The sequence below is a fragment of the Klebsiella sp. JB_Kp042 genome, from assembly GCF_040065275.1.
GTDB classification, from domain to species: Bacteria; Pseudomonadota; Gammaproteobacteria; order Enterobacterales; family Enterobacteriaceae; genus Klebsiella; species Klebsiella quasipneumoniae.
Genome location: NZ_JBEAJL010000103.1, coordinates 26,018 through 35,716, shown reverse-complemented (window position 1 = coordinate 35,716; position 9,699 = coordinate 26,018). Strand labels below are relative to the sequence as shown.

Below are 9,699 nucleotides of genomic sequence, written 5' to 3'. Positions count from 1 at the left end.
TCTGATAAATTGTTAAAGAGCAGTTGCGACGCGCTTTAGCGCTCTGTCGCGAGGTCCCGTATAATACGTTTTCCTCATTCAGAGTCAAGCGCTTATTTTGCTTTTCTCTGTCGGTTTTCAACGTTGCTTTCGCTGTTGAATCCTGCTGTCCCGGCGGCTTGCTTGCCGTTGTTCCGTGTCAGTGGAGGCGCATTATAGGGGGTAATTCTGAAGTGACAAGGATAAATTCAAAAAAAGAATTCAACCGCTCACTTTTCAACCAAATCAGGTGTTGAGCTTTAATTCTTGCCTGGTTTTTAAACAAAAACGAGCCCGCTGGGCCCGTTTTTGTCGTTTTGTGACTTACTGCACTGCCACGATACGGTCGTCTTTCACTACCAGCTCGACGGTTTTACCCGGAATCAGCTCACCAGAAAGGATCTGCTGGGCTAACGGGTTCTCAATCTGCTGCTGAATAGCGCGTTTCAGTGGCCGCGCGCCGTATACCGGATCGTACCCGTTGGCGCTTAGCAGCTTCAGCGCCTCATCGGACATCCGCACTTCATATCCGCGCTCTTCCAGACGTTTATACAGACGCTGCAGCTGGATCTGGGCAATAGAAGCAATGTGTTTCTCACCCAGCGGATGGAAAACCACCACTTCATCGATACGGTTGATGAACTCCGGACGGAAGTTCTGGCTGACCACTCCCAGCACCAGGTCTTTCATATGTCCGTAATCCAGCTCGCCGAACCGTTCCTGAATCAGATCGGAACCGAGGTTCGAGGTCATGATGACCACCGTATTACGGAAGTCGACCGTTCTCCCCTGCCCATCAGTGAGGCGCCCGTCGTCGAGTACCTGCAGCAGAATGTTGAACACATCCGGGTGCGCTTTTTCCACTTCATCCAGCAGGATGACGGAATAAGGACGACGGCGCACCGCCTCGGTCAGGTAACCGCCCTCTTCATAACCGACGTATCCCGGAGGCGCACCGACCAGACGCGAGACGGAGTGTTTCTCCATAAACTCGGACATATCGATACGCACCATCGCGTCGTCGCTGTCGAACATAAAGTTAGCCAGCGTTTTACACAGCTCGGTTTTACCGACCCCGGTCGGACCGAGGAACAGGAATGAACCAATCGGTCGGTTCGGATCGGATAGCCCGGCACGGCTGCGGCGAATCGCGTTAGATACCGCTTCAACCGCCTCATCCTGGCCAATTACCCGATGATGCAGTTCCTGCTCCATACGCAGCAGTTTGTCACGCTCGCTTTCCATCATGCGGGAGACAGGGATACCGGTCCAGCGGGCCAGCACCTCGGCGATTTCAGCATCCGTCACTTTATTACGCAGCAGACGCATGGTTTTCCCTTCGGACTGAGTGGCTGCCGCCAGCTGTTTCTCCAGTTCCGGAATTTTGCCGTACTGCAGCTCAGACATCCGCGCCAGGTCACCGACGCGACGCGCCTGTTCGATGGCGATTTTCGCCTGCTCCAGCTCGGCTTTGATGGTCTGAGTGCCGGAGAGGGACGCTTTTTCCGCTTTCCACTCTTCTTCCAGCACCGAGTACTGCCGTTCTTTATCCGCCAGCTCCTCGTTGAGCATATCAAGACGCTTCAGACTCGCCTCATCAGACTCTTTCTTCAGCGCCTGCTGCTCCAGTTTCAACTGGATGATACGGCGATCGAGACGGTCCAGCTCTTCCGGCTTCGAGTCGATCTGCATACGGATGCTGGACGCCGCCTCATCGATAAGGTCGATGGCTTTATCCGGCAGCTGACGGTCGGCAATGTAACGATGCGACAAGGTCGCCGCCGCCACGATTGCCGGGTCAGTGATCTGCACGTGGTGGTGCAGTTCATAACGTTCTTTCAGGCCGCGCAGAATAGCGATGGTATCTTCTACCGATGGCTCGGCGACGAACACTTTCTGGAAGCGGCGCTCCAGCGCAGCGTCTTTTTCAATGTACTGACGGTATTCGTCAAGCGTCGTCGCCCCGACGCAGTGCAGTTCACCACGCGCCAGCGCCGGCTTGAGCATGTTGCCTGCATCCATCGCGCCATCGGCTTTACCGGCGCCAACCATGGTATGCAGTTCATCGATAAACAGAATGACGTTGCCTTCCTGTTTCGACAGGTCGGTCAGCACGCCTTTCAGACGCTCTTCAAACTCACCGCGGTATTTCGCCCCGGCCACCAGCGCGCCCATATCCAGCGCCAGCACCCGGCGGCCTTTCAGCCCTTCCGGCACTTCGCCGTTGACGATACGCTGCGCCAGGCCTTCGACGATAGCGGTTTTACCCACCCCGGGTTCACCAATCAGCACCGGATTGTTTTTGGTACGGCGCTGCAGTACCTGAATGGTACGGCGGATCTCTTCATCACGGCCGATAACCGGGTCCAGCTTGCCCTGCTCGGCACGCTCGGTGAGATCGACGGTAAATTTCTTCAATGCCTGACGTTGGTCTTCGGCACCCTGATCGTTCACGCTTTCACCTCCGCGCATTTGTTCAATCGCCTGGGTCACGTTGGCGGTTGTTGCTCCGGCGGATTTTAAAAGGTCGGTCAGCGTACCGCGTGATTCAAGCGCCGCCAGAACAAACAGTTCTGACGAAATAAAATTGTCCTTTTTCTTTTGCGCCAGCTTGTCGCAAAGGTTCAGGATCCGCACTAAATCCTGAGAAGGTTGTACATCGCCGCCGGTGCCTTCCACCTGCGGTAAACGGCTCAGAGCCTGTTCGATGTCAGTGCGCAGTTTCCCGGCATTCACGCCCGCCGAGGTTAATAAAGGACGTACCGATCCCCCTTCCTGATTCAGCAAGGCGCTCATTAAATGAAGAGGTTCGATGAATTGGTTGTCGTGCCCGAGTGCGAGCGACTGGGCATCGGCAAGAGCAAGCTGGAATTTATTGGTAAGACGATCCAGACGCATAACTCCTCCCATAACAGGTCAAATTTGCTACTGGAGATTAAATGAGGTCATCCCTCAATTATTCAAGGTTAAAGACCTGAACTATGCGAAAAATAAGTTTGCCTTCTGGATCGTCTTGATTCTCTAGGTTATATCAGCCAAATGAAACTTGCCATACGACCGGTGGTCTTGTCGCGCCGGTAAGAGAAAAAATCATCCTTTTCGCTTAGCGTGCAGCGATCGCCGCCGAAAATCTGCTCAACGCCGACGTTTGCCAGACGCTGCCGAGCCAGTTGGTAGATATCAGCAAAATATTTTTCGCCTGCCGGACGAAAAGCACGGTGCGCATTCTCATCCTTCGCCATAAAAGCGTCGCGAACTTCTGGCCCCACCTCAAACGCCTGCGGACCGATGGCGGGCCCCAGCCACGCCATAATGTTTTCGGCTTTATCGGCGAAACGGGCGACCGTCTCTTCCAGAACCCCTTCGCATAAGCCGCGCCATCCCGCATGCGCCGCGGCGACTTCGGTACCGGCGCGGTTACAGAAGAGGACCGGCAGGCAGTCAGCGGTCATCACCGCGCAGACAGTCCCTGGCGTACGGCTATAAGAGGCATCCGCGCGTTTCGACGGATAGGGTCCGCCGTCCAGCGTGAGCACATCGGTACCATGAACCTGCTCCAGCCAAACCGGGTAAGACGGCAAGCCGCCGGCGGCAAACATCCGCCGCCGGTTTTCTTCGACATGCTGCAGATTGTCGCCGCAATGGGCGCCCAGATTGAGCGAGTCATAGGGCGGCAGACTCACGCCGCCGATGCGGGTAGAACTACAGGCCGCCACGCTGCCGGGCATTGGCCACTGCGGTACAATCAGTTTAGTCATAACCAGTCAATATCGTCCTTATGGGCTTCAAAATCGGCGCGCATCGCCTCGATGAGCTCGACCATATCTTGTGGGATGGGCGCATGCCACTCCATTTCAATACCGGTAATCGGATGGTACAGACGCAGCATGGTGGCGTGCAGCGCCTGGCGGTCGAATTTACGCAGCGCGGTGATGAATTCCTCCGACGCGCCCTTCGGCGGACGCGGGCGGCCGCCATACACCTGGTCGCCTACCAGCGGATGGGTAATATGCGACATATGCACGCGGATCTGATGCGTACGCCCGGTTTCCAGACGCAGGCGCAGACGGGTATGAATGCGAAAATGTTCCATAATGCGGTAGTGGGTCACCGCCGGCTTGCCCATAGGGTGCACCGCCATATGAGTACGCTTGGTCGGGTGACGGCTGATCGGCTCTTCCACCGTACCGCCGGCGGTCATATGACCGATCGCCACCGCTTCGTACTCACGGGTGATCTCGCGCAGCTGCAGCGACTCCACCAGTCGGGTTTGCGCTGGAATGGTTTTCGCCACCACCATCAGACCGGTGGTGTCTTTATCCAGACGGTGGACGATACCCGCACGCGGCACATCGGCAATAGGCGGATAGTAGTGCAGCAGCGCATTCAGCACAGTACCGTCGGGGTTGCCCGCGCCAGGATGTACAACCAGATCGCGCGGTTTGTTGATCACGAGGATGTCGTCATCTTCGTAAACGATATTGAGCGGAATATCCTGCGGCTGGAAGCGCGCCTCTTCTTCGATTTCCACATCGATAGCGATGCGTTCTCCCCCCAGCACTTTTTCTTTCGGTTTATCGCCAATGGCGCCATTGACTAATACGCGTTGGTCGAGGATCCATTCTTTTATCCGCGATCGCGAATAATCAGGGAACAATTCGGCCAAAGCCTGATCTAAGCGTTGACCGAGTTGATTTTCGGTCACCGTTGCGGTGAGTTGTACTCGTTGTGCCATATACAGCTTCTTCGTTTAACGTTGGGTTTTACGGCTTTGCCGTTTAATATAGTGTGCTATTGTAGCTGGTCTTAATCGGGAGCAGGAACAGAGATTCTCCCGCATAAACATTTTGAGGAAGTCAAAACGTCATGACGCGCATGAAATACCTGGTGGCAGCCGCCACACTGAGCCTGGCTTTGGTGGGTTGCTCCGGCTCTAAGGAAGAGGTGCCTGATAATCCGCCGAATGAAATCTACGCGACCGCCCAGCAAAAACTGCAGGACGGTAACTGGAAACAGGCGATAACGCAACTGGAAGCGTTGGATAACCGTTATCCATTCGGCCCTTATTCCCAACAGGTACAGCTGGATCTGATTTATGCGTATTACAAAAACGCCGATCTGCCGCTGGCTCAGGCCGCCATCGATCGCTTCATGCGCTTGAACCCCACCCATCCGAACATCGACTACGTCATCTATATGCGCGGCCTGACCAACATGGCTCTGGATGACAGCGCCCTGCAGGGCTTCTTCGGCGTCGATCGTTCCGACCGCGATCCGCAGCACGCGCGCGATGCCTTCAATGACTTCTCCAAACTGGTACGTGGCTACCCGAACAGCCAGTATGCCACTGACGCCTATAAGCGCATGGTGTTCCTGAAAGATCGCCTGGCGAAGTATGAGCTGTCTGTGGTGGATTACTACACCGACCGCGGCGCATGGGTTGCCGTCGTTAACCGCGTGGAAGGTATGATGCGTAACTATCCGGATACCCAGGCCACCCGCGATGCCCTGCCGAAGATGGAAAACGCCTATCGTCAAATGCAGATGAACGCTCAGGCGGACAAAGTCGCGAAGATTATCGCCGCGAACAGCAAGAACACCTGAGCCTGATTCATAGATCGCAAACGGCAGCCTCTGGCTGCCGTTTTTTTATCCATTATCCTGGCTTGCTGAAGCGGTTTAGCGCCGGGTTAACTCATCAAATATGGCCTGCTTTGTCGGGTTCGACAAGTAAAATCTCATCTCTTCCTGCCCTGTCTCACAAAATGAATTCGTTGACAAAAAGTGACAATAAAATGTGATTTAGATCACACATTTTGACATTGGGAAAGGTATGCTGGATTCACCAAGACGGGAAAGACAAGAGGTAAAATTTATGACAATGAACATTACCAGTAAACAAATGGAAATTACTCCGGCAATCCGCCAGCATGTCGCAGACCGTCTCGCCAAACTGGATAAGTGGCAAACTCATTTAATTAACCCGCACATCATTCTGTCTAAGGAGCCGCAGGGTTTTATCGCTGACGCAACCATTAACACGCCAAACGGCCATCTGGTTGCCAGTGCGCGTCATGAAGATATGTACGCCGCCATTAACGAATTGATCAACAAGCTGGAACGGCAGCTCAATAAAGTGCAACACAAAGGGGAAGCCCGCCGCGCCGCGACGTCGGTGAAAGAGGCAGGCTTTGTGGAAGAAGAAGAGTAATCCTTAACTTAAGTTGTGTCATGCCACGCGCCTTCGGGCGCGTTTTTTATTGACAGAGTGAAAACAGTACAGGTACTGTAATCCCCACTACTTAAAGGAATTCATCATGAAACTCGTCCCGTTCTTCTTCGCATTCTTTTTTACCTTCCCCTGACCGGGAGGCAATTCGTCGTATAAGAAAGAATGCGAAGACGAACAATAAGGCCTCCCACCCGGGAGGCCTTTTTTATTTGATAACAACAAAGGCAACATCTATGACCGAGGAAAACCCATTACTGGCGCTGCGCGACAAGATAAGCGCGCTGGATGAGAAACTGCTTGCTCTGCTGGCGGAGCGTCGCGGGCTGGCTGTTGAGGTTGGTAAAGCCAAACTGGCCTCCCATCGTCCGGTGCGTGATATTGACCGCGAACGCGATCTGCTGGAGCGTCTGATGACCCTCGGCAAGCGTCATAATCTGGATGCACACTACATCACCCGCCTGTTTCAGCTGATTATCGAAGACTCTGTTCTGACCCAGCAAACCCTGCTGCAGCAGCACTTGAATAAAATTAACCCGCATTCGGCTCGCGTGGCGTTCCTCGGTCCCAAAGGCTCTTATTCGCATCTGGCGGCGCGTCAGTACGCCGCTCGCCACTTTGAGCAGTTTATTGAAAGCGGCTGCGCGAAGTTCGCCGATATTTTTAATCAGGTGGAGACCGGTCAGGCCGATTACGCCGTAGTGCCGATTGAAAACACCAGCTCCGGCGGGATCAACGACGTCTACGATCTGCTGCAGCACACCAGCCTGTCGATCGTTGGCGAACTGACGATCCCTATCGATCATTGCGTACTGGTCAGCACCTCGACGGATGCCGATAAAATTCAGACCGTCTACAGCCATCCGCAGCCGTTCCAGCAGTGTAGCCAGTATCTGAGTCGCTACCCGCACTGGAAGATTGAATATACCGAGAGCACCTCAGCGGCGATGGAAAAAGTCGCGCAGGCGAACTCCCCGGCCGTCGCGGCACTGGGCAGCGAAGCGGGCGGCGCCCTGTACGGTCTGCAGGTGCTGGAGCACTGCCAGGCCAACCAGACGCAGAATATTACGCGCTTCCTCGTTCTGGCGCGCAAAGCGGTGAACGTCTCCGATCAGGTTCCGGCGAAGACCACGCTGTTAATGGCGACCGGTCAGCAGGCGGGCGCCCTGGTGGAGGCCTTACTGGTGCTGCGCAATCACAATCTGATCATGACCAAACTGGAGTCTCGCCCAATCCATGGCAATCCATGGGAAGAGATGTTTTATCTCGATATTCAGGCAAACCTGGACTCGCTGCCCATGCGCAAGGCGCTGAAGGAGCTGGCGGAGATCACCCGCTCCATGAAGGTTCTCGGTTGCTACCCCAGCGAAAACGTCGTGCCGGTGGATCCGGTTTAGCGTTCGCGGAACGGCAATTTCTTCATCCCTGCCACCGCCACCGGCAGGGTGAAGATAGCGCCGGACAGCGGATACTGCGCCAGCTCATCGTCTTCCATGTTTTCCCGGGTGGTGGTGATGTAGAGCGTTTTCATATCCGCCCCGCCAAAGCAGACCATCGTCGGGCAACGTACCGGCATCGGGTAGGACTCCAGCTCCTCACCCTGCGGAGAGAAACGAGCGATCCGCCAGCCGTCAAACATTGCGCTCCAGTAACATCCCTCCACGTCAATCGCCGCCCCGTCCGGGATCCCTTCGCCCGGCAGAAAACGGCGAAAGACTTCGCGCCGGCCAGGCTCACCCTGCTCATCCAGCGGCGTACGGTAAATCACGGCGTTCGGCGTATCGGAGGTATACATCCAGCGCCGGTCGGCGCTAAACGCCAGACCGTTGGCGCCATGGATGTCGCACTGGATCACCGTCGGCTTCAGGTCGTTATCGACCCGCATCAGCAGCGCGCCGTTGTAATCCCCCGGGCCCCAGAAGGTGCCGGCATAAAAGCGCCCGTCGCGATCGGTCCCGCCGTCGTTAAACCGCGCCAGTTCCGGGTTGCTCGGGTTATCGCAGACTTTCCGCCGCAGCAGACCGTGGGCGTCGGTCAGCCAGATACCGCTGCGCAATGCAACGATAAAACCGCCCTTCTCGCGCAGGGAAAAACAGCCGACCTCCTCCGGAAACTGCAGCACCTGGTGTTCGCCGCTGCGGGTATCGTAGCGGTGAATTTCACATTCCATGATATCGGCCCAGTAGAGGGCCTGCTCTGCCTCACTCCAGGTCGGGCATTCCGGCAGGTATCCGGTGTAGTCAAACAGCGGTTGTGGTTCAGCCATCGTTGTCATCCCTATAAAAAAAGCCAGCGGTCGCTGGCTTTATTGTATACATCTTTTTCGCTTTACTGCCGATTATCGTTCGCCTGACGCAGCAGCGTGCGGCTCTCGCTCTGGAAACGCTGGGCGTAATCGCCAAACCAGTGTTCGACTTTACGGAAGCTATCGATAAACGCCTGCTTATCGCCCTGCTCCAGCAGACCGATCGCCTCGCCAAACCGCTGGTAGTAGCGCTTAATCAGCGCCAGGTTGTTTTCCGAGGACATAATAATGTCGGCGTAGAGCTGCGGATCCTGGGCAAACAGACGGCCCACCATCGCCAGCTCCAGCCGGTAAATGGGTGACGAGAGCGCCAGCAACTGCTCAAGGCGCACATTCTCTTCCGCCAGATGCAGACCATAGGCGAAGGTGGCAAAGTGGCGCAGCGCCTGAATAAAGGCCATGTTCTGATCGTGCTCCACCGCGCTGATGCGATGCAGGCGCGCGCCCCAGACCTGAATTTGCTCGAGGAACCACTGATAGGCCTCCGGCTGGCGGCCGTCGCAATAGACCACCACCTGCTTGGCAAGGCTGCCGCTGTCCGGACCGAACATCGGGTGCAGGCCGAGTACCGGGCCCTGATGCGCCGCCAGCATCGCCTGCAGCGGCTCTGCTTTAACCGAGGCAAGGTCGACCAGAATGCAATCCGCCGGCAGCGGCGGCAGCCTGGCGATCGTCTCCACGGTGGTGTGAATCGGCACGCTGACAATGACCATACCGGCATCGGCGACGATATCCGTCGCCCGCGCCCAGTCCTCTTTTTCCAGAATGCGCACCTGGTAGCCGGACAGCGTTAACATCTTTTCAAACAGACGCCCCATCTGCCCGCCGCCGCCGACGATCACCACCGGCCGCAGATTCGGGTACAGGGTTTTGAAGCCTTTGTCGTTTTCGCTGGAATAGGATTCCCGCATCACGCGACGCAGAACGTCCTCGATCAGATCCGGCGGAACGCCGAGCGCAGCCGCCTCTTCACGCCGGGAGGCGAGCATCGCCGCCTCGCGTTCCGGGACGTAAATCGGCAGGCCATACTGGCTCTTCACCTCGCCGACTTCGGCCACCAGTTCCAGGCGCTTAGCCAGCAGGCTAAGCAACGCTTTATCCACTTCATCAATTTGATCGCGTAACGCGGTCAGTTCAGCAACCATAC

Annotated in this window: 9 protein-coding genes and 1 other annotated feature; of the genes, 4 read left to right on the top strand and 5 right to left on the bottom strand. The window is 56.0% G+C overall.

The window, feature by feature from the left end; all coding sequences use genetic code 11:
* Nucleotides 1-342 precede the first annotated feature (342 nt).
* From clpB to rluD, 3 genes are all read right to left on the bottom strand, one after another.
* Nucleotides 343-2,916 carry an ATP-dependent chaperone ClpB gene (clpB, locus tag ABLV54_RS22475; protein WP_004206837.1) on the bottom strand — a complete coding sequence of 858 codons (2,574 nt, stop codon included), beginning with the start codon at nucleotides 2,914-2,916 and terminating at the stop codon, nucleotides 343-345.
* Nucleotides 2,917-3,044: 128 nt separating this feature from the next.
* Nucleotides 3,045-3,776: a purine nucleoside phosphorylase YfiH gene (yfiH, locus tag ABLV54_RS22470; protein WP_023290680.1), complete on the bottom strand. Its 732-nt coding sequence runs from the start codon at nucleotides 3,774-3,776 to the stop codon at nucleotides 3,045-3,047.
* The gene (gene rluD / locus ABLV54_RS22465) at nucleotides 3,773-4,753 is read right to left on the bottom strand and encodes a 23S rRNA pseudouridine(1911/1915/1917) synthase RluD (protein ID WP_023290681.1); all 981 of its coding nucleotides are present in this window, start codon (nucleotides 4,751-4,753) and stop codon (nucleotides 3,773-3,775) included. The genes yfiH and rluD overlap by 4 nt, the downstream gene beginning before the upstream one ends.
* A gap of 131 nt (nucleotides 4,754-4,884) precedes the next feature.
* On the opposite strand from rluD, the gene bamD reads away from it, so the two are divergent.
* The 4 genes from bamD (at nucleotide 4,885) to pheA (ending at nucleotide 7,644) form a co-directional block, all read left to right on the top strand.
* A complete protein-coding gene (bamD, locus tag ABLV54_RS22460) occupies nucleotides 4,885-5,622 on the top strand; it encodes an outer membrane protein assembly factor BamD (RefSeq protein WP_004145664.1) in 738 nt (245 codons plus the stop codon).
* A gap of 271 nt (nucleotides 5,623-5,893) precedes the next feature.
* Nucleotides 5,894-6,229, top strand: a complete 336-nt coding sequence (raiA, locus tag ABLV54_RS22455) for a ribosome-associated translation inhibitor RaiA (RefSeq protein ID WP_002914111.1) — start codon at nucleotides 5,894-5,896, stop codon at nucleotides 6,227-6,229.
* A 105-nt stretch (nucleotides 6,230-6,334) separates the two neighbouring features.
* Nucleotides 6,335-6,459: a sequence feature (Phe leader region), on the top strand.
* Nucleotides 6,336-6,383: a pheA operon leader peptide PheL gene (gene pheL, locus ABLV54_RS22450; protein ID WP_100250063.1), complete on the top strand. Its 48-nt coding sequence runs from the start codon at nucleotides 6,336-6,338 to the stop codon at nucleotides 6,381-6,383. Its footprint overlaps the feature before it by 48 nt.
* Nucleotides 6,460-6,483: 24 nt before the next feature.
* The gene (gene pheA / locus ABLV54_RS22445; protein ID WP_023290682.1) at nucleotides 6,484-7,644 is read left to right on the top strand and encodes a bifunctional chorismate mutase/prephenate dehydratase; all 1,161 of its coding nucleotides are present in this window, start codon (nucleotides 6,484-6,486) and stop codon (nucleotides 7,642-7,644) included.
* Here pheA and ABLV54_RS22440 read toward each other — a convergent pair.
* Both ABLV54_RS22440 and tyrA read right to left on the bottom strand, forming a co-directional pair.
* The gene (locus ABLV54_RS22440) at nucleotides 7,641-8,513 is read right to left on the bottom strand and encodes an SMP-30/gluconolactonase/LRE family protein (protein ID WP_023290683.1); all 873 of its coding nucleotides are present in this window, start codon (nucleotides 8,511-8,513) and stop codon (nucleotides 7,641-7,643) included. The two genes, pheA and ABLV54_RS22440, sit on opposite strands and share 4 nt — an antisense overlap.
* A gap of 62 nt (nucleotides 8,514-8,575) precedes the next feature.
* The gene (tyrA, locus tag ABLV54_RS22435) at nucleotides 8,576-9,697 is read right to left on the bottom strand and encodes a bifunctional chorismate mutase/prephenate dehydrogenase (RefSeq protein WP_004206843.1); all 1,122 of its coding nucleotides are present in this window, start codon (nucleotides 9,695-9,697) and stop codon (nucleotides 8,576-8,578) included.
* Nucleotides 9,698-9,699 lie beyond the last annotated feature (2 nt).